This is a genomic window from Clavibacter michiganensis subsp. tessellarius (genome assembly GCF_021922985.1).
In the GTDB taxonomy this organism is placed as follows: domain Bacteria; phylum Actinomycetota; class Actinomycetes; order Actinomycetales; family Microbacteriaceae; genus Clavibacter; species Clavibacter tessellarius.
Genome location: NZ_CP040788.1, coordinates 1,567,462 through 1,587,084 on the forward strand (window position 1 = coordinate 1,567,462; position 19,623 = coordinate 1,587,084).

At 72.1% G+C, this 19,623-nt stretch carries 15 protein-coding genes; 5 read left to right on the forward strand and 10 right to left on the reverse strand.

Translation table 11 applies throughout. The annotated features are described in order from the left end of the window. Nucleotides 1–75 precede the first annotated feature (75 nt). From dapC to FGG90_RS07145, 3 genes are read right to left on the reverse strand one after another with little or no spacing between them, the layout of a single operon-like run. Nucleotides 76–1,188 (reverse strand): succinyldiaminopimelate transaminase, encoded by a 1,113-nt coding sequence (gene dapC, locus FGG90_RS07135; protein ID WP_094128703.1) that lies wholly within the window; start codon nt 1,186–1,188, stop codon nt 76–78. A 5-nt stretch (nt 1,189–1,193) separates the two neighbouring features. After that, nucleotides 1,194–1,514 carry a ferredoxin gene (gene fdxA, locus FGG90_RS07140; RefSeq protein WP_043674720.1) on the reverse strand — a complete coding sequence of 107 codons (321 nt, stop codon included), beginning with the start codon at nt 1,512–1,514 and terminating at the stop codon, nt 1,194–1,196. A 40-nt stretch (nt 1,515–1,554) separates the two neighbouring features. Continuing rightward, nucleotides 1,555–2,937 (reverse strand): PIG-L family deacetylase, encoded by a 1,383-nt coding sequence (locus FGG90_RS07145; protein ID WP_094128700.1) that lies wholly within the window; start codon nt 2,935–2,937, stop codon nt 1,555–1,557. Between the two features lie 207 nt (nt 2,938–3,144). Here FGG90_RS07145 and efeU point away from each other — a divergent pair, with 207 nt between their 5' ends. From efeU to efeB, 3 genes are all read left to right on the forward strand, one after another. After that, nucleotides 3,145–4,062 carry an iron uptake transporter permease EfeU gene (gene efeU, locus FGG90_RS07150; RefSeq protein WP_094128697.1) on the forward strand — a complete coding sequence of 306 codons (918 nt, stop codon included), beginning with the start codon at nt 3,145–3,147 and terminating at the stop codon, nt 4,060–4,062. 74 nt (nt 4,063–4,136) lie between these two features. Further along, nucleotides 4,137–5,345 carry an iron uptake system protein EfeO gene (gene efeO / locus FGG90_RS07155; RefSeq protein WP_094128695.1) on the forward strand — a complete coding sequence of 403 codons (1,209 nt, stop codon included), beginning with the start codon at nt 4,137–4,139 and terminating at the stop codon, nt 5,343–5,345. After that, complete coding sequence (gene efeB, locus FGG90_RS07160; protein ID WP_237583551.1) at nt 5,342–6,697, forward strand: iron uptake transporter deferrochelatase/peroxidase subunit; 1,356 nt, start codon at nt 5,342–5,344, stop codon at nt 6,695–6,697. Before efeO ends, efeB begins: the two co-directional genes overlap by 4 nt. A gap of 64 nt (nt 6,698–6,761) precedes the next feature. On the opposite strand, the gene FGG90_RS07165 is transcribed toward efeB, so the two are convergent. From FGG90_RS07165 to FGG90_RS07180, 4 genes are all read right to left on the reverse strand, one after another. Further along, nucleotides 6,762–7,274: a hypothetical protein gene (locus FGG90_RS07165; RefSeq protein WP_094128692.1), complete on the reverse strand. Its 513-nt coding sequence runs from the start codon at nt 7,272–7,274 to the stop codon at nt 6,762–6,764. Between the two features lie 6 nt (nt 7,275–7,280). Further along, entirely contained in the window at nt 7,281–9,188 is a 1,908-nt protein-coding gene (typA, locus tag FGG90_RS07170; RefSeq protein ID WP_086516813.1) for a translational GTPase TypA, read from the reverse strand. A 114-nt stretch (nt 9,189–9,302) separates the two neighbouring features. Beyond that, nucleotides 9,303–11,153: an ABC transporter substrate-binding protein gene (locus FGG90_RS07175; protein ID WP_094128689.1), complete on the reverse strand. Its 1,851-nt coding sequence runs from the start codon at nt 11,151–11,153 to the stop codon at nt 9,303–9,305. A gap of 99 nt (nt 11,154–11,252) precedes the next feature. Beyond that, complete coding sequence (locus FGG90_RS07180; protein WP_094128686.1) at nt 11,253–12,941, reverse strand: ABC transporter ATP-binding protein; 1,689 nt, start codon at nt 12,939–12,941, stop codon at nt 11,253–11,255. A 71-nt stretch (nt 12,942–13,012) separates the two neighbouring features. Here FGG90_RS07180 and FGG90_RS07185 point away from each other — a divergent pair, with 71 nt between their 5' ends. Then, the gene (locus tag FGG90_RS07185) at nt 13,013–13,618 is read left to right on the forward strand and encodes a PH domain-containing protein (RefSeq protein ID WP_094128683.1); all 606 of its coding nucleotides are present in this window, start codon (nt 13,013–13,015) and stop codon (nt 13,616–13,618) included. A gap of 65 nt (nt 13,619–13,683) precedes the next feature. On the opposite strand, the gene FGG90_RS07190 is transcribed toward FGG90_RS07185, so the two are convergent. From FGG90_RS07190 to FGG90_RS07200, 3 genes are all read right to left on the reverse strand, one after another. Next, a complete protein-coding gene (locus tag FGG90_RS07190) occupies nt 13,684–14,877 on the reverse strand; it encodes an ABC transporter permease (protein WP_094128680.1) in 1,194 nt (397 codons plus the stop codon). A 3-nt stretch (nt 14,878–14,880) separates the two neighbouring features. Further along, nucleotides 14,881–16,407, reverse strand: coding sequence for an ABC transporter permease (locus FGG90_RS07195; protein ID WP_094128677.1), 1,527 nt, complete (start codon nt 16,405–16,407; stop codon nt 14,881–14,883). 178 nt (nt 16,408–16,585) lie between these two features. Then, complete coding sequence (locus tag FGG90_RS07200) at nt 16,586–18,421, reverse strand: ABC transporter family substrate-binding protein (protein ID WP_094128674.1); 1,836 nt, start codon at nt 18,419–18,421, stop codon at nt 16,586–16,588. Nucleotides 18,422–18,710: 289 nt separating this feature from the next. On the opposite strand from FGG90_RS07200, the gene FGG90_RS07205 reads away from it, so the two are divergent. Beyond that, nucleotides 18,711–19,535, forward strand: a complete 825-nt coding sequence (locus FGG90_RS07205; protein ID WP_094128671.1) for a CPBP family intramembrane glutamic endopeptidase — start codon at nt 18,711–18,713, stop codon at nt 19,533–19,535. The last annotated feature ends 88 nt before the right edge of the window (nt 19,536–19,623 follow it).

Consider the following 19,623-nt stretch of genomic DNA (forward strand, 5'->3'; position numbering starts at 1 on the left):
CCGACTACAGCCTAAAGGGCCGACCGGGACACTGTCGCCTCCGCCAGCATCCGGGCGGATCCGTTGGAGGTCGTGCTACGTGGAGGAAGCGGCGCGCAGCCGGGCCGCCGCCGCCTGGATGCGCTCGTCCGTCGCCGTGAGCGACAGGCGCACGTGCTCGGGCGACGCGTCGCCGTAGAAGGGACCGGGGCCCGCGAGGATCCCGAGGTCGGCGAGCTCCGCGATGCCCTCCCAGGCGTCGCGGCCGCGGGTCGCCCAGAGGTAGAGGCCGGCCTCGCTGCGGTCGATGCGCCAGCCGGCGTCCTCGAGCGCGGGCCGGAGCACGTCGCGGCGGGCCCGGTAGAGCTCGCGCTGGGCGCGCACGTGCTCGTCGTCGCCGAGCGCCACCGTCATCGCGTGCTGGAGCGGCGCGGGCGGGAGGAGCCCCGCGTGCTTGCGGACGCGGATGAGCCGCGCGATCACGTCCCGGTCGCCGGCCACGAGCGCGGCCCGGTACCCCGCGAGGTTCGACTGCTTGCTGAGCGAGTAGAGCGCGAGGACGCCCGTGTGGTCGTCGCCGACGACGCGCGCGTCGAGGATGGAGGGCGTCGGCCCGTCGGCCCACTCCCCCTCCCAGCCGAGCTCGGCGTAGCACTCGTCGCTCGCGATCACGGCGCCGAGCTCCCGGGCGCGCGCGACGGCGGCCCGCAGCTCGTCGACGCCGAGCACGCGGCCGTCGGGGTTGCCGGGCGAGTTGAGCCAGACGAGGCGCGTGGACGCGGGCCACTCCGCCGGGTCGTCGGCCGGCACGCTCTCGGCGCCCGCGAGCGCGGCGCCGATCGCGTAGGTGGGGTACGAGACGCGCGGGTGCACGACCGCATCGCCCTCGCCGAGGCCGAGCATGAACGGCAGCCAGGCCACCATCTCCTTGGAGCCGATGGTCGGCAGCACCTGGTCGACGTCGAGCGTCGCGTTCCGGCGCCGGGCGTGCCAGTCGACCATCGCCCGCCGGAGCTCCGGGGTGCCGACCGTGGTCGGGTACGCGTGCGCGTCGGTCGCCCAGGCGAGCGCGTCGCGGACGAGCGTCGGCGTCGGATCCACCGGCGACCCGATGCTCAGGTCGACGATGCCGTCCGCGTGCCGCCCCGCCCGCGCGGCGTAGGGCGCCATCTGGTCCCAGGGGTAGTCGGGCAGCTCGCCGAGGGCCACGCGCGTCAGCCGTTCTGGGGCGGGAGCGCGGCGATGACGGGGTGGTCGGAGTGCGTCACGCCGACCTTCGTGGCGCCGCCGGGCGAGCCCATCTCGGCGAAGAATTCGACGTTCGCCGTGTAGTAGTCGCTCCACCGCTCGGGCAGGTCGTCCTCGTAGTAGATGGCCTCGACGGGGCAGACCGGCTCGCAGGCGCCGCAGTCGACGCACTCGTCGGGGTGGATGTAGAGCGACCGCTCGCCCTCGTAGATGCAGTCCACCGGGCACTCGTCGATGCAGGCGCGGTCCTTGACGTCGACACAGGGCAGGGCGATGACGTAGGTCACTTCGGGCGGGTCCTTCCGGGAGCGGTGCAGCCCGTCGAGTCTACGCGGCGCCCGGGGTGCGGCCGGCCGGGGCGGCCTCCGTGGACGGCGCCTCCCCCGACGCGGCTGCGGGAGCGGGCGCCCGGTCGATCGCGGGCCCGGTCGCGGATCCGGTCGCGGATCCGGCGTCCGGGCGGGAGCCGCGCGGCGCGAACCGCGGCCACACGACGACCACGGCCACGATGATCGCGGGCGCGACCGCCCAGGTCTGGCTCACCCAGTCGGCCGGGAAGAGCACGGAGCCGCCCGGCCCGCTCATGCCGAGCACCGCGACGGCCGCGACCGCCCCGAGGCCGAGGCACAGGACGTGCAGCCGGTCGACCAGGAGCAGCCGGAAGGCGACGAGGAGGCACGCGAGCGTCACGAGGGCGAGCACGAGGCCGACGGGCACGCCGACGCCGCCGACGGCGAGCGGCGCGCGGTGCGCGACCGTGCCGATGGTGCCGACCAGGAGGCCGAGCACGAGGGACGCGGCCGCGGTGCCGATGCGCTGCAGGCCGCGCGGCGGGCCGTCGGCCTCGGCGTCGTCCGCGGCGCCGGCGGGGCGGTGCAGGCGGAAGAGCTCGACGGAGCCGATGGGCTCGCCGATCCCGTGCGACAGCGCGAACTCGTCGCCGTCGACCACGACCTGCGTGCGGTGCGCGGCGATGGCCCGGGTCTTCGCCTCCCGCACCTCGGTGACGTCGACCGCGAGGTCCACCGCGTCGTCGGGCAGCACGAGCATGCCGGCCGGATGCGCGTCGGGCGCCGGGAAGCGGCCGCGCGCGGCCACGCGCTCGTGCGCCTCGCGGGCGGACGACTCGGTCGTGGTGATGAGGTACGCCGGCACCCCGGCCTCCTCCGCTGCCCACGTGGCGATGACGTGCACGCGCTTGTGGTCGGGGTGGCCGTAGCCGCCGTGGTCGTCGTAGGTGATGACGGTGGTCGCGTCGACGTCGGCGATGACGGCCAGCACGTCCCGCGCCTCGTCGGCCTCGTCGCCGGCGGACAGCGAGTCGGGGTCGAGCGGCCGGAGCGCCACGGGCACGCCGTCGTCGCCCCACTCCATGCCGGAGTCGACGTACCGGCGGGGCTCGAGGCCGCGCCAGCGCGCGCCGACGTCGCCCAGGAAGCGGTGGTCGACGACCCCGAGCGCGGCCATGGCGTCGGCCAGCTCCGTCTCCCGGTGGTCGGCGAGCGCCCGCAGGTCGCCCTCGAGGTGGCGGAGCTCCTCGGGGATCACGTCGCCCCGCTCGCCACGCGTGCAGGTGAGCACCGTGACGGGGACGCCGTCGCGCACGAGCTTCGCGATGGTGCCGCCCGTGACGATGCTCTCGTCGTCGGGATGGGCGTGCACGAAGAGGACGTGCTCGCGCGCGGGACGGGAGGTCGAGCCGGGGATCATCGGGCGATCCTATCCGCGCGCGCGGTCCCGCTCGCTGGGCGCCGGGGGACGGTGCGCCGGCGGCCCCGCCGTCCGCTGGGGACGACGGACTGGACGCGTCCCGGCCCCCGCGCTACTGTGCACGAGGTAAGGCAAGCCTCACCTACATTTCCCCACATCAGCAATAGGGTGCGCCCCGACGCGCCCGCCGCCCGGAGAGGCGCACGCGTGTTCGCGAACTACCTGATCGGCCTGCGCGAGGGCCTCGAGGCCGCGCTGGTCGTCACGATCCTCATCGCCTACGTCGTCAAGATCGGCCGCCGCGACGTGCTCGGCCGGCTGTGGCTCGGCGTCGGGCTCGCGGTGCTCCTCGCGCTCACGGTCGGCGCGGTCCTCACCTACGGCGCCTACGGCCTCACGTTCGAGGCGCAGGAGGCCATCGGCGGATCCCTCTCCATCGTCGCGACGGGCCTCGTCACCTGGATGGTGTTCTGGATGCTGCGGACCGCCAAGGACATGCGCTCCGAGCTGCAGGGCGCCGTCGACCGCGCCATCGCGGGCGCCGCATGGGGCCTCGTCGCCGTCGCGTTCCTCGCGGTCGGCCGCGAGGGCATCGAGACCGCGCTGTTCCTCTGGTCGGCCGTGCAGGCCACGGGCGCCACGACCCTGCCGCTCGTGGGCGCGGGCCTCGGCATCGTCACCGCCGTCGCGCTCGGCTGGCTCGTGTACCGCGGGGTGCTGCGCATCGACCTCGCCCGGTTCTTCACCTGGACGGGTGCGCTCCTCATCGTGGTCGCCGGCGGCGTCCTCGCGTACGGCGTGCACGACCTCCAGGAGGCGGGCATCCTCCCGGGGCTGGGCGCGCTCGCGTTCGACGTCTCGGGCGCCGTGCCGCCCGGATCCTGGTACGGCACGCTCCTCAAGGGCACCGTCAACTTCTCCCCCGCCACCACCTGGCTCGAGGCGATCACCTGGGTGCTCTACGTCGTGCCCACGCTCGCCGCCTACCTCACGCTGTCCCGGCGGGGTCGCCGCCCCCGGGCCGACGCGGGCGGATCCGCTCCCGCCGCGCCCGCCGCGTCCGCCGCCGCCGCCGCGCAGCCCGCCGCCTCCCCCGCCCCCGCGGACGCGCCCGCCGCCCGCTGATCCCGCCGCACCCCCGTTCCCCACCGTCCGTCCCATCCCGCCGGCACCGCCGGCCCGCTCCCCCACGAGGACCCATGAAGCGCTCCACCCTCCCCGCCGCCGCCCTGCTCGCCGGCGCCGCCCTCGCCCTCTCGGGCTGCGTCGCGAACGCGCCCTCCGGATCCGCGGGCGACGGCGCCGCCCCGGCGTCCGGCGTCACCCAGCTCACGGTCGACAGCTCCGCGGACGCCTGCACGGTGTCCGCCGCGACCGCGCCCAGCGGCACGGTCTCCTTCCACGTCACGAACTCCACCGACCAGGTCACGGAGTTCTACCTCCTCGCCGACGACGGCCTCCGCATCGTCGGCGAGGTCGAGAACGTGAGCCCGGGCATCGAGCGCGACCTCGTGATCACGGCGCAGCCCGGCAGCTACTTCACGGTCTGCAAGCCCGGCATGGTGGGCGACGGCGTCGGCCGCGCGCCCTTCACGGTCACGGGCGACCAGGTGGCGCTCGCCGGCGACGCCGAGCAGCAGGGCCGGGACGCCGCCGCGGCCTACCTCGCCTACGTCAAGGACCAGGTGGGCCGCCTCCTCCCCGCCACGCAGGAGTTCGCCGACGCCTACCTCGCGGGCGACGACGAGAAGGCGCGCTCCCTCTACCCCACCGCCCGGTCGTACTACGAGCGGGTGGAGCCGGTCGCGGAGTCCTTCGGCGACCTCGACCCGGAGATCGACTTCCGCGAGGCCGACGTCGAGCCCGGCACCGAGTGGACCGGCTGGCACCGCATCGAGAAGGACCTCTGGCAGCCCGCGCCGGACGCGAACGGCGGCGACGTGTACGTGCCGCTCAGCGCCGGCGACCGCGCGCACTTCGCGCAGGAGCTGACCGCCGACACGCAGCGCCTCTACGACGCCGTGCACGCGGACGGCTTCTCGGTCGACGTCTCCACCATCTCCAACGGCGCCGTGGGGCTCATGGACGAGGTCGCGTCCGGCAAGATCACGGGCGAGGAGGAGATCTGGTCGCACACCGACCTCTGGGACTTCCAGGCGAACCTCGAGGGCGCCCGCGTCGCCTACGAGGGCGTCCGCGACATCGTCGCCGCGAAGGACCCGCAGCTCGTCGCCACGCTCGACGGCGAGTTCGCGAAGCTCGAGTCCGACCTCTCCGCGTACGGGTCGCTCGAGAAGGGCTTCACGGCCTACGACGCGCTGACGAAGGATCAGGTCAAGGGCCTCGCCGACGGCGTCAACGCGCTGGCCGAGCCGCTGTCGAAGCTCACCGGGACGCTCGTCGGATGACCGACGGACACGACGGCGCGGCCGTGCGCGACACCGCCGACGCCCTCGAGGACCCGAGCGCCCCGACGGCCCCCGCCGCCCCACGCGGCGTCTCCCGCCGCGGCGTCCTCGGGCTGCTCGGCGCCGGGGCGCTCGGCGGCGGCCTCGTGGGATCCGCCGGCGGCGTCATGGCCGATCGCGCCTTCGCGGGCGCGCGCCGGGCAGCCGGCGGCGCCGCCTACGCCTTCCACGGGGCGCACCAGGCCGGGATCACCACGCCCGCGCAGGACCGGCTGCACTTCGCCGCGTTCGACGTGGCGGACATCGACCGCGACGGCCTCGTCTCGCTCCTGCGGGACTGGAGCGCCGCCGCTGCCCGGATGACGGCGGGCGGATCCGCGGGCGCGCTCGGCGCCGTCGACGGCGCCTACGACTCCCCGCCGGACGACACGGGCGAGGCACTCGACCTCCCGCCCGCCGGCCTCACCATCACCTTCGGCCTCGGCCCGTCGCTGTTCACCACGGCCGACGGCGTCGACCGCTTCGGCATCGCCGACCGCCGCCCCGCCGCCCTCGTCGACCTGCCGCGCTTCCCCGGCGAGGCGCTCGTGCCGCAGGCGACGGGCGGCGACCTCTGCGTCCAGGCCTGCAGCGACGACCCGCAGGTGGCCGTGCACGCCATCCGCAACCTGTCGCGCATCGCGTTCGGCCGCGCCTCCCTCCGGTGGTCGCAGCTCGGCTTCGGCCGCACGTCGTCGACGAGCCGCGCGCAGGCCACGCCGCGCAACCTCTTCGGCTTCAAGGACGGCACGGCGAACGTCAAGTCCGAGGACACCCGCGTGGTCGACGAGCACGTGTGGGCCGACGCCGGATCCGCGCCGGGCGAGGCCTGGATGGAGGGCGGCTCGTACCTGGTCGCCCGCCGCATCCGCATGACCGTCGAGACGTGGGACCGCTCGTCGCTGCGCGAGCAGGAGCGGGTGGTGGGACGCACGAAGGGCTCGGGAGCGCCGCTCAGCGGCGGCGAGGAGCACACGGCCCCCGACTTCGCCGCCACCGGCCGCGGCGGCGCACCGCTCATCGACCCGGCGTCGCACGTGCGCCTCGCGCACCCCGACGCGAACGCCGGCGCGGTGCTCCTGCGTCGCGGCTACAACTTCGTCGACGGCAACGACGACCTGGGCCGCCTCAACGCGGGGCTGTTCTTCCTGGCGTTCCAGCGCGATCCGCGGACCCAGTTCATCCCCATCCAGCGGAGCCTCGCGAAGGACGCCATGAACGAGTACCTGCGCCACGTCGGCAGCGGGATCTGGGCGGTGCCGCCCGGCGCGAGCCGCGACGGCTACGTGGGCGAGACCCTCTTCGGGTCGTGATCCCGGTCCTCGCGGGTCGCGGGGCCACGCGGCCCCCGCGGTCCGCGCGCGGGCGCCGCGGCGCTCAGGCCGCCGGCAGCACGACGTACGTCGCGACGGGCGACCCGAGGTCGGCCGAGACCGTGACGATGACCGTGTAGGCATCCGTCGTGAAGCGCCCGTACCCGCTCGTGTCGTCGCCCGCCACGTCGGAGTCGGGCGTGTACCCGGCGGCCTCGAGCCGCGCCCGCGCGTCGGCGAATCCGTCCGCGACGTCCGGCACGGCGACCTGCGCCACCCAGCCGGCGCCCTCGGGGGCGGCCCCGCCCCCGAGCAGCTTCCCCTCGGCGAAGGGCACGGCGTCGCGGGGGAACGACGGGGGCACGGCGCCGTCCGTGGACACCTGGACCTTGCCGAGCGTGTCCCCCACCACGTCCTCGACGCTGTGGCGCACCTGCTCGGCCCCCTCGTGGGCGGCGTCGCGCACGGCGTCGCCGACCGCGCTGCATCCCGTGAGCACGAGCCCCGGGACGAGGACGAGCCCGGCCGCCAGCCCCCTCCTGCGGAGGGACCGGGCGGACGGGCTCGTCGCGGTCATGCTGCCTTACGCGTTCTGCTTCTTCAGCCGCGAGGTCTTGCGCTGCCTGGCGTTGGCGTCCAGCTCGACCTTCCGGATCCGGACGAACTCGGGCGTGACCTCCACGCACTCGTCCTCGCGGGCGAACTCGAGGCACTCCTCGAGCGTCAGCTTCCGCGAGGGCGTCATGCGCTCGAAGGAGTCGGAGGTGGACTGACGCATGTTGGTCAGCTGCTTCTCCTTGGTGATGTTCACGTCCATGTCGTCCGCGCGCGAGTTCTCGCCGACGACCATGCCCTCGTAGACCTCCTGGGTCGGCTCCACGAAGAACGACATGCGCTCCTGCAGGGCCACCATGGCGAACGGCGTGGCGACGCCCGCGCGGTCGGCGACGATCGAGCCGTTGACGCGGGTCGTGATCTCGCCCGCCCACTGCTCGTAGCCGTGCGACACGGCGTTGGCGATGCCCGCGCCGCGCGTGATCGTGAGGAACTCCGTGCGGAAGCCGATGAGGCCGCGCGACGGGACGACGAACTCCATGCGGACCCAGCCGGTGCCGTGGTTCGCCATGCCCTCCATGCGGCCCTTGCGGGCGGCGAGGAGCTGCGTGATCGCGCCGAGGTACTCCTCGGGCGAGTCGATGGTGAGGTGCTCGTACGGCTCGTGGACCTTGCCGTCGACCTGCTTCACGACCACCTGCGGCTTGCCGACGGTGAGCTCGAAGCCCTCGCGGCGCATCTGCTCCACGAGGATCGCGAGCGCGAGCTCGCCGCGGCCCTGGATCTCCCACGCGTCGGGGCGGCCGATGTCGACCAGCTTGATGGAGACGTTTCCGATGAGCTCGCGGTCGAGGCGGTCCTTGACCATGCGGGCGGTGAGCTTGTGGCCCTTGACCTTGCCGATGAGCGGGCTGGTGTTGGTGCCGATGGTCATCGAGATGGCCGGGTCGTCGACCGTGATGGTCGGCAGGGGGCGGACGTCGTCCGGGTCGGCGAGCGTCTCGCCGATGGTGATGTCCTCGATGCCGGCGACGGCGACGATGTCGCCGGGGCCCGCGGACTCGGTCGGGAAGCGGTCGAGCGCCTTCGTGATGAGCAGCTCGGTGATCTTCACGTTCTTGACGGTGCCGTCGTGCTTGACCCAGGCGACCTGCTGGCCCTTCTTGATCGTGCCGTTGAAGACGCGGAGGAGGGCGAGGCGGCCGAGGAACGGCGACGCGTCGAGGTTCGTGACGTGCGCCTGCAGGGGGTGCGCGTCGTCGTAGGTGGGCGCCGGGACGTGGTCGAGGATCGCCTTGAAGAGGGGCTCGAGGTCGTCGTTGTCGGGCAGCTCGCCGTTCGCGGGCTTGGTGTCGCTCGCGGCGCCGTTGCGGCCGGACGCGTAGACGACGGGCACGTCGAGGATCGCGTCGAGGTCGAGGTCCGGGTGCTCGTCCGACATGTCGGAGGCGAGGCCGAGGAGCAGGTCCTGGCTCTCGGCCACGACCTCGTCGATGCGCGCGTCAGGGCGGTCGGTCTTGTTGACCAGGAGGATCACGGGGAGCTTCGCCTCGAGCGCCTTGCGGAGCACGAAGCGCGTCTGGGGCAGCGGGCCCTCGGACGCGTCGACGAGGAGCACCACGCCGTCGACCATGGACAGGCCGCGCTCGACCTCGCCGCCGAAGTCGGCGTGGCCCGGGGTGTCGATCACGTTGATGACGATGGGCGAACCGTCCGCGTGCTTCCCGTTGTAGAGCACCGCGGTGTTCTTCGCGAGGATCGTGATGCCCTTCTCGCGCTCGAGGTCGTTCGAGTCCATCATCCGGTCCTCGCCCTCGAAGTGGGCGTCGAACGAGTTCGTCTGCTTGAGCATGGCGTCCACCAGGGTGGTCTTGCCGTGGTCCACGTGGGCCACGATGGCCACATTGCGGAGGTCGTTGCGCGCGACTAGCGCCATAGTGCTGTCCTTCAGTGGAGAGGGTGCCGGCCTTGTCATCAAGGGAGGAGGGCGAAGAGCCGCCGTCTGCTATTCCCAGCGACACACAGCCTACCGTGCCGATGCAAGCCGGACTCAGGGAGCGTCGGAGCGGAGCGTCCAGCGCCAGGCGTCGTCGAGGATCCCGGCCTGGTGCGCGGACACCTGCACGCCGTCGACGCGAGCCGACGTGGCCGCGACCGCCGGGTGCTGGAAGAGCGGGAGGCCCGCGCGGTCGCCGTACATGCGGCGGTCGAGGCGGAGGAGGAGCTCGCCGCGCGCGTCGGCGTCCTCGGTGCGGCTGAGCGAGGAGAACAGGGTGGCCACGTCGGGGTCGGCGGTGGCCTGGCCGTCCCTCGCGTCGGCGCGGTCGTCGTGCAGCGCGCGGATGCCGGACACGGAGGGGTACGCGTCCTCGGGCCCGACGAGCGCCGCGTCGTAGGCGCCGGCCTGGCCGAGCACGTCCTGCCACTGCGGCGTGGAGCAGTCGGTCACGAGGAAGCCGGCCTTCGCGGCCGAGTCGCGGATGGCCGCGAACTCGGCGGCGCGGCGCGCGTCGGCGGGGTCGTAGAGCACGCACACCTCGGGAGCCGGCTGCCCGACGGACGCGAGCAGCTGCCGCGCCTCGTCGAGGTCCACGTCGTCGAAGCGGCTGGATCCGTTGGCCCGCACCTGGTCGTCGTAGCCGTCGGTGCCGGGTGCGAGGACGAACGAGTCGCGCGTCGATCCGTCGCCGCCCGGCCCGCCGAGGTCGCGGGCGATGGCCTCGCGCGGGACGGTGGAGAGGAAGGCGGTGCGCACCGTGGCGTCGGCCATGGCGCTGTTGCGCGCGCCCAGGGTCTGCAGGTCGAGGCGCTCCCACGAGGCCGACGAGCCCATGACGGTGCGCGCGCCGTCGACGTCGCCGAGGGCGTCCAGCACGTCCGCGTCCGCGTCGGGCGCGATCACGTCGACGTCCCCGGCCGCGAGCGCCGCGACGGCGGCCTGCGGGTCCTCGATGGTCGACACGACGACGCGCTCCACCGACGGCCGGTGCGTTCCGGTGTAGAAGCGGTTGGCGCGGAGCGTGATGGACGTGCCGGGGTCGATGGACTCGATGGCGTAGGGCCCGGATCCGACCGCGCGCTCGGGGTGGGCGGCGACGTCGGCGACCCCGAAGCCCCGGTTCCACGCGTCGGAGATGGGCGAGAGCAGCTCGGGGGCGCGGTCCTGCACGGCGTCCACGAGCGTCTGCTTGGCGCGGCCGGGGCTCGACATGTCGAGGCCGAGCTGCGCCACCGCATGAGCGGGGAGGCCGATCTCGAACGCGAGGCGCCAGTCCGGCGTGTACTCGTCGAACACCATGGTGATGGACCGGCCGCCGTCGCCGATCTCGGGCGTGCGGGTGACCTCGGCCAGCGCCTCGTCCTCCGCGGCGTCGAAGTAGACGGTGTCGGCGGGCAGGGCGCCGGTGTAGCCGCCGGTCGACTCGTCGACGTAGCCCGCGGCGTCGAAGCCCGGGGTGTCGAAGGCGCGGGATCCGGCGGCCCAGGAGAGCAGGAGGTCGGCGGCGTCGACGGGCTCGCCGTCCGACCAGCGGACGCCCTCGGCGACCGTGTACTCGACCGTGAACGGGTCGCGCGAGACGATGCGCGCGGATCCGAAGCCCGGGTCGGATGCGACCGTGCCGTCGGCGGCGACCTCGGCGAAGCGCGAGTTCGTGGCGTGCACGATCTCGCGGTTGCCGTCGGTCGCCCCCGTGCGGGACTGCGCGTTGTAGGAGGTGAACGTGCTGGGCAGCGCCGCGCGGATGGCGGTGTCGGCGACCAGCCCGGTGGTGGGCGAGCACGCGGCCAGGCCGGCCACGAGGGCCAGGGCGACCGCCGCGGAGGCGCCACGGACGAGCCGCCGCATGCCCCGCGGGCGCCGGGCTCGTGCGGCCACGGGGCCTCGCGTGTCGCTGTCCATCGCCGTCGATCCTACGCGAGCGGCACGACGAGGCCCGCCGCCCGCGCGCCCCCGGGAGGGGGTGCGACGGACGGCGGGCCGGGTCGTGCGGGTCGCGGATCAGGCCGCGGGCGGCTGGTCCCGCAGGGCCTCGCGGAGCTCGCGGCGCTCCTTCTGCTGGTCGGGATCCGGCAGCGGAACCGCGGCGATGAGCTTCTGCGTGTACGGGTGCTGCGGGTTCCGGAGGATCGACTCGGTCGGCCCCTGCTCCACGATCTTGCCGTGGTTCATCACCACGATGCGGTCGGCGAGGAGGTCGACCACCGCGAGGTCGTGGCTCACGAAGAGGCACGCGAACTGGAGCTCCTTCTGGATCTCCTGCAGCAGCTGGAGCACGCGGGCCTGCACCGACACGTCGAGCGCCGAGGTGGGCTCGTCGGCCACGAGCACCTTCGGCCGGAGCGCGAGCGCCCGGGCGATGCCCACGCGCTGCCGCTGGCCGCCGGAGAGCTCGTTCGGGTAGCGGTTGCGGAAGCTGCGAGGCAGCTCCACCTGCTCGAGGAGCTCCTCGACCCGGTCGCTCTGCTGCTTCTTCGAGAACTGCCCGGAGAGCTCGAGCGGCTCGCCGATGCTCTGGCCGATGGGCCAGCGCGGGTTGAGCGAGGAGCCCGGGTCCTGGAACACGATGCCGATCTCGCGGCGGACGGCCCGGAGGTCCTTCGCCGAGATGCCGGTCATGCGGCGCCCGGCGACCGTGAGCTCGCCGCCCGCGACGGGCAGGAGGCCCACCGCGGCGCGCGCGATCGTGGTCTTGCCGGATCCCGACTCGCCCACGACGCCGACGACCTCGCCGGGGTGGATGTCGAAGGACGCGCCCGTGACCGCCCGGAACGCCGGCACGCGACCGAGCTTCGGGTAGTCGATGTCCACCTCCTTGAGGGAGATGGCCGGCTCCGTGGTGCGGGCCGCGACCTCGACCTGGGCGGCCTCGCCCGTGCCGAGGTGCGGCACCGACGCGAGCAGCTGCTTCGTGTACGGGTCCTTCGGCGACTGGAAGATCTCGCGCACCGAGCCGCGCTCGACGATGCGGCCGCTCTTCATCACGATGACGTTGGTCGCGAGGTCGGCGACCACGCCCATGTCGTGCGTGATGATCACGATCGCGCTGTTGAGGCGCTGGTGGAGCTTCCGCAGCAGGTCGAGGATCTCGGCCTGGATCGTCACGTCGAGCGCCGTGGTGGGCTCGTCGGCGATGAGCATGTCGGGGTCGCACGACAGCGACTGGGCGATCATGGCGCGCTGGCGCTGGCCGCCCGAGAGCTGGTGCGGGTAGGAGTCGAACGCCTTCTCGGGGTCCGGCATCTCGACGAGCTTCAGCAGCTCGAGCGCGCGCACCTTGGCGGCCGACGGGATGATCGAGTTGTGGACGCGCAGGGCCTCCACGATCTGGAAGCCCACCGTGTAGACCGGGTTGAGGGCCGTCATCGGCTCCTGGAAGATCACGGCGATGTCGTTGCCGCGCGCCTTCCGCAGGGTCGCCTGGTCGGCGCCGACCATCTCGACGCCCTTGAGCTTCGCGCTGCCGCGGACCCGTCCGTTCTTGGGCAGGAGGCCGAGCAGCGACATGGAGCTGACGCTCTTGCCGGAGCCGGACTCGCCGACGATCGCGAGGACCTCGCCCGGGTTGACCTTGTAGTCGAGGTCGACGGCCGCGGGGATCCACTCGTCGCCGACCCAGAAGTCGACGCCGAGTCCGGAGACCTCGAGGATGGGGACGATCGCGTCTGACCCGTTCGCGTGAGCGCTCATGCTGCGTACTCCTGGCTGGTGGAAGGGAAGGTGTCGAAGGGCGTGGATGCGGGCCGTGGGACGATGTGGCCATGGACCAGCCCGTCGTCATCCGCCCGTCGTTCGGCCGCCTGCTGACCGTGATCGTCTCGGCGATCGTGGTCGTCGTGCTCGTGAGCACGGTGGTGGGAGGTCGTGCCGACCTGCTCCCCACGACCGTGTGGGGCCCGCTGCTGCTGGCCTACGCGGCGTGGCTCGTCTTCTGGGCGCCGCGCGTGCGCATCGCGATCGAGGGCGTCGAGATCCGCAACGTCTTCCGCACGCACGAGATGTCGTGGCCCGCGATCCGCGAGGTCGACACCAAGTGGGCCCTGAACATCACGACCGCGCACGAGCGCGTCACGGCGTGGGCCGCTCCCGCGCCCGGCCGGCACTCGAACGCCTACATCACCACGAAGGAGGAGCGGTACCAGCCGGACCTCAGCGCGATGATGCAGGACGCGCGCCGTGGCGACCTGCCCCGCACCGACTCCGGCGACGCGGCCACGGTGATCCGCCGGCGCCTCGCCGACCTCGACCAGGCGGGCCACCTGGGCGGCCCGGTCGAGGAGGAGGGCCGGCGCGTCCGCACGCACTGGGCGGAGATCGCCGTGCTCGTGGTGCTCGCCGCGGCGACGGTCGTGACCGCCCTGGTCTGAGGCCGGGAGCCGCGTCCCGGCGGGAGACGGGCCGGCGACCGCCGGCCCGTCCGACGCGACGACGGTCATCGACCGTCCGTGCCGTCCGGCGCGGTGCCGTCGGCGGGACCGTCGGCCTGCGCGTCCGGACGCGCCGACCCGACGGGCGGCGGGACGCGGACGCCCTCGGCGCCGGAGCCGGTCGTCGGGCCCTGCTCGCGGCGGGTGCGGCCGGTGAGCATGGCGAACATCTGCTTGTACGGGCCCTGTCCGCCCGGCATGCGCCGCTGGCGCGGGTCGAACGCGTCGCGCAGGCCGTCGCCGATGAAGTTGATCGTCAGAGCGATGATGATGATGAACAGGCCGGGGAACCAGAACAGCCACGGCCGGGTCGCGAACGCGCCCTGGTACTCGTTGATGATCTGGCCGAGCGACACGTCCGGCTTCCGGATGCCGAACCCGAGGAACGACAGCGCCGCCTCGAGCAGGATGGCCGCGCTCATGAGCAGCGTGGTCGAGACGATCACGACGCCGATCGCGTTCGGCAGGATGTGCCGGAACACGATGCGGCTGTTCGAGGCGCCTGCCACCCGCGCCGCGTCGACGAACTCGCGCTCGCGGAGGCTGAGGAACTCTCCGCGCACGAGGCGGGCCAGGCTCGGCCATCCCACGAGGCCGAGCACGATCCCCAGCACGGCCGCTCCGAGGCTCCCGAAGGTCTGTCCGAGGACCGCGGCGATGACGATGACCGGGATCACGATGATGAGGTCGGTGAAGCGCATCAGCAGGGAGTCGACGCGGCCGCGGAAGAAGCCCGAGACGGCGCCGACGACGATCCCGATGAAGGCCGCGATGACGCCGTACACGACCATCACGACGATGGACTGCTGCGTGCCGCGCATGACGCGGGCGAAGATGTCGCGCCCGATCTCGTCCTGGCCGAACGGGTGCGCCCCGAACTGGAAGGGCAGCACCCACGTGGGGTTGCCGCCGTTCTCGATGGGCGACGCGTCCTCGTAGCCCCACATCCACCAGCCGGGGATGCGGAGGCCGAAGACCTGGATGCCCACGGACGAGTACACGAGGATCGCCATCAGCAGCAGGACCACGACCGATGTCATGGCGCCCTTGTGGCGGAGGAACCGACGACGGACGACGGTCCCCTGGCTGAGGCCCTCGACCTCCCGCTGCTCGATCGTCAGCTCGGAGTTCGCGCCGCCCTCCGGGAGGTGCGGGTCGTTGTGGGGGTCGTTGGGGTTCCCCATCAGCGAATTGGTCATGTGTCAGCTCACCCGGATTCGAGGATCGAGGACCGAGTACAGGATGTCGGCCAGCATGTTGAAGATGACGGTCAGGATGCTGGTGATCAGGATGAATCCCATCAGCGGATTGAGGTCGGTCTTGGTCAGGGCCTCCTGGAACACGGATCCCATGCCCTTCCACGCGAAGATCGTCTCCGTGATCACCGCCCCGCCGATGAGTCCGCCCACGTCGAACGCGATGACGGTGGCGACGGGGATCATGGCGTTGCGGAACGCGTGGCGCATGATCACGGTGCGCTCGGTGAGGCCCTTGGCGCGCGCGGTGCGCACGTAGTCCTGGTTCATGACCTCGAGGAGGCTCGCCCGCGAGTAGCGGGAGTAGCTCGCGACGGAGATCAGCAGGAGCGCGATCGTGGGCAGGAGGAGGTGCGTGTAGCTGTCGAGCATTCCCTGCCAGATGGAGCCTTGGAGGCCCGGGGTGACGGCGCCGACGGTGGCGATGGGGCGGCCGCGCGTGTTGGTCACGTAGTCGGGCCACACCTGCATGACGCGGTCGATGATGATCAGCAACGCGACGAGCCCGCCGGTGATGCCGGCGCCGCGGGCGACGATGGGCTTGTCGTTCTGGCCGACGACGTAGCCGACGACCACCCCGACCACGACGAACGCGACGACGAGCACGATGGTGATCCACCAGGGGGCGGAGACCGTCAGCACGTACTGCAGCGGGTACCAGAGCGCGGCGCCGAGGACGGCCATGGCGAGCGCCGAGTAGAACGCGCGCCGGTTGCGGAGCCCCGTGGACAGCGACGTGATGAGCACGGCGATCAGGGCCCCGAGGGCGCCGATGAGCACGATGCCGAGACCCGGTCGAGCGAACCAGTCGGTGACGAGCAGGTAGACGAGCACGGCCGCGGTGATGACCGTCGCGGAGCCGAACACGATGAGGCGCGGCTTCGGGTCGCCGCCGATGATGCTCATCCACACGAAGCCCGACACGAGCGACAGGACGACGATGAGGACCGGCGGGATCGACGGGTTCACGAGGAAGTCGTTGAAGCCGATCGCGACGTACTGCTTGAGCAGCACGGCGACGAAGAAGATCGGCAGCGAGAAGAAGAGGAACGACGCGAAGGTGACCGTGTAGTCGTAGCCGCTGTACTGGCGGAGCGCGGTCGTCATGCCGATGGAGACGCCGATGAGCACCGCGATGATCGTGGCGATGGTCACCAGCTGGATCGTCTGCCCGGCCGCGTTGGCGATGAGGTCGTTGACCTCGCGGCCGTCGATGGCCCTGCCGAGGTCGATCTGGCCGATGAAGACCTTGAACACGCCGCCGAGCCACAGGAAGTAGCGCAGGGGCGACGGGACGTCGAGGTTGAGCAGCTCGGTCCGCGCGGCGATGAGCGCGTCGCGGTTCGGCGACGGGCTCTCGCGCAGGTCCCCGAGGGGATCACCCGAGTTGGCCGCGAGGTTGTAGATGATGAAGCTGGCGCCCAGGAGGACGAAGAACGACGCGACGAGGCGTCTCAAGACGAAGGTAAGCACAGGGCGACGACGTCCCTTTCTGTGTTCGGCCAGGGCTCGTGACCCGACCCGACGAGAGCATACGCGGCCGGATCCGCGGATCACGAATCGGCAACGGACATGGAGAGGGTGCCGAGGCCAGGCGGCCTCGGCACCCTCGCACCCTCCCGTTCAGGGGACGGCGCTCACTGCTGTCGTGCTACTGCGCAGCTGCCTGCGCCGGGGCCCACTCCCAGTAGTTCCAGAAGTAGGTCGGCGAGAGGAACGCCGGCTTGACGCCCGTGACCGTGTCGCTCCAGGCGGTGAGGCCCGGGAACTGGAAGATCGGCGTCGTCCAGCCCTGCTGCTGGATGAGGGTCTCGGCCTGGATGAGCAGATCGCGCTGCTTGTCCGTGTCGGTCTCCGTGTCCAGCTGCTTGAAGAGGTCGTCGACCTCGGGGTTCGACCACCCGTAGTAGTTGTTGATGCCGCCGGTCTGGTAGTTCGGGCCGGACTCGCCGACCGCGAGGCTCGTGGACTGCCATCCGAAGAGGGCGATGTCGTACGAGTCGGTCTTGCTGGAGAGGTCGGCACCCCACGTGGCGCTGTTCACGTCGATGAGGTTGAAGCCGGCCTGCTGCGCCGACTGGCGCATGAGCTCGAACTCCTGCTGACGACGCGTGTTGCCCTGGCCGTAGAGGACGCGGGCGTCGATCGTGCCGGTGACGCCGGCCTGGGCGAGGAGCGCCTTGGCGCCGTCGATGTCGACCGCCTGGTCCTTGTAGCCGTTCTCCTCGACCGAGGCCTCGTAGTTCGGCGTGCCGGGCACGAAGACGTTCGAGTTGCGGAGCTCCGCGTCCTCCTGGAGGGGCTTGATCAGCTTGTCGAGGATCTCCTCGCGCGGCAGCGTCTTGAAGAACGCCTGGCGGACGAGCTTGGCCTTCTCGGCGTCTCCGCCGTACTTCGCGGGGTCGAACGGGCCGCCGTTGGTGACCTGGAGATCGACGTGCTCGTACGTGCCCTCGGCCTGGCCCTTGTACTCGATGCCGCTGAGTCCCTGGACCTGCTGGAGGAGGTCGGCCGTGGGCTGACCGGACGCGATCTGGACCTCGCCGTTCGAGAGGGCCTGGATCTGCGCCTGCGGGTCCGAGATGAACCGGACCGTGATCTTCTCGTACTTCGGCTTCTTGGAGCCGGTGTACTCCTTGTTGGCCGTCAGGGTGATGTACTGGTCGGCCTTGAGGTCGGTGATCGTGTACGCGCCGTCGCCCAGGGTCTTCTGCGGCTCCGTCGGCATGTCGGAGTAGCGGTAGCCGTCGTTCCAGACCTTGGAGACCGGGGCGAGGACGCTGGCGTCCTTGTCCTGGATCGCCGTGATGAGCTTCTTCTTCGCGTCCTCGGGCGAGAGGTTCTCGTCCGGGAAGGCGAGCTGCGTGGTGCCGTGGGCCGAGACGCCGACGCCGTTGCCGGTCGCGACCTCCCAGTCGACGTAGGGCTGGTCGTACGTGTAGGTGAGGCTGCGGCCGTCGTCGCCGATCTCGGGGGTCTTGGTGACTAGGCCGAGGCGGGTGTCCTTGACGGCGCCCGAGTTGAAGAAGACCTGGTCGTCGCCGGTGGTGACCGTGCCGTCCTCGTTCGTCTTCACGTCCTCGGTCGTGTTCACGTTGGTCGTGTTGGCGGCCCAGTTGAGGAGCATGTCCGCGGCGTCGACGGGGGTGCCGTCGCTCCACTTGACGCCCTCGTTGATCGTGAACTTCACGACCAGGGGGTCGTCGGAGACCTTCTCGTACGTGCCGAAGTCGGTGTCCTTCTGCAGCGAGGGGCCGTCGTCGTAGTAGTTGAAGGCCCGGTTCGTCAGGTACACGATGTTCGTGTTGGCGGTGGCGTTGCCGGTCGCCGACGCGTTGTTGTACTCGAGGAACGGGTCGTTCCAGGCCACGGTGATCTCAGTGCCGGCGATGACCTCGGACTCCTGAGCGGGCGCAGAGCAGCCGCTGAGGACGAGGGCACCGGAGACGATGACGGCACCAGCCGCTGCAAGGCGTCTGATTTTCAAGGTTCCTCCTGTGCATGGGAATGGCGCGGACCCACCGTGCGTGCGGTCGACCGCGCAGATATGAATGACCCTAGGTACGCCTGGGAGTCTTTGCAAAAACTGGGCCCAAACGTTACATACCGGTAACTCGGACGCGCGGATCCGCGCGTGGGGGTCCGGATCCGTGCGTCTGGACCGTCGACATCGCGCGCGATCGTCGGCCTGGACGACGGATCGCGTCGTCCGGGGCGCCGTCGGCCACGGGCCCGCCGACAGCCGGGGTCCGGGCGGCCGCGCCTAGGATCGCCCCGTGCCCGACGCCCCCTCCCCCGCCGCGAGAACGCTCGCCCGACCCCCGGCGCCGCGGCCCGCGGTGCGTCGGCGCATCCGGATCGAGATCGCCCTCGTGCTCGGGCTCTCGCTCGGGGCGAGCGCCGTGTACTCCGTGCTCCGGATCGTCGACCTCTCGACGCGGCCGGAGGCGCTCGGATCGCAGAGCGCCACGATCAACCGGAGCCTGAACGACCGGCAGGTCTTCGACCTGCTCTACCAGCTGCTCGACATCGCGACCGCGCTCGTGCCGGTCGCCCTCGTGCTCTTCCTGCTCTGGCAGCCGGGGCGGAGCGCGTTCCGGCGGATCGGCCTCGACCTCACCCGTCCGGGGCGCGACGTCGCCGCCGGCTTCGGCCTCGCCGCGCTCATCGGGGTGCCCGGGCTCGGCCTGTACCTCGCCGGCCGTGCGCTCGGCATCACGGTCGACGTGGTGCCGACCGCGCTCGACTCGTACTGGTGGACCGTGCCGGTGCTCGTGCTCGTCGCCCTGCGTGCGGCGCTGCAGGAGGAGGTGATCGTGGTCGGCTACCTCTTCACCCGGCTCCGCGAGCTCGGCTGGGGGCACGGCCGGATCGGCGCGTGGAGCGTGGTCCTCGTGGCGGCCGTGCTGCGCGGGAGCTACCACCTGTACCAGGGCTACGGGCCGTTCCTCGGGAACGTGGTGATGGGCGTCGTGTTCGGCTGGTGCTACGTGCGCTTCGGCCGGACGGCGCCGCTCGTGGTGGCCCACCTGATCCTCGACGTGGTCAGCTTCGTGGGCTACCCGGTCGCGCTGCAGCTGCTGCCGGGACTGTTCGGCTGACGGGTTTCCGGGCACGACCGGGGGCGCGACCCTGGCGCATCCGCCCGACCTGTGCCTAACCTGGGAACGCCGCACGACGAGGTGCGGC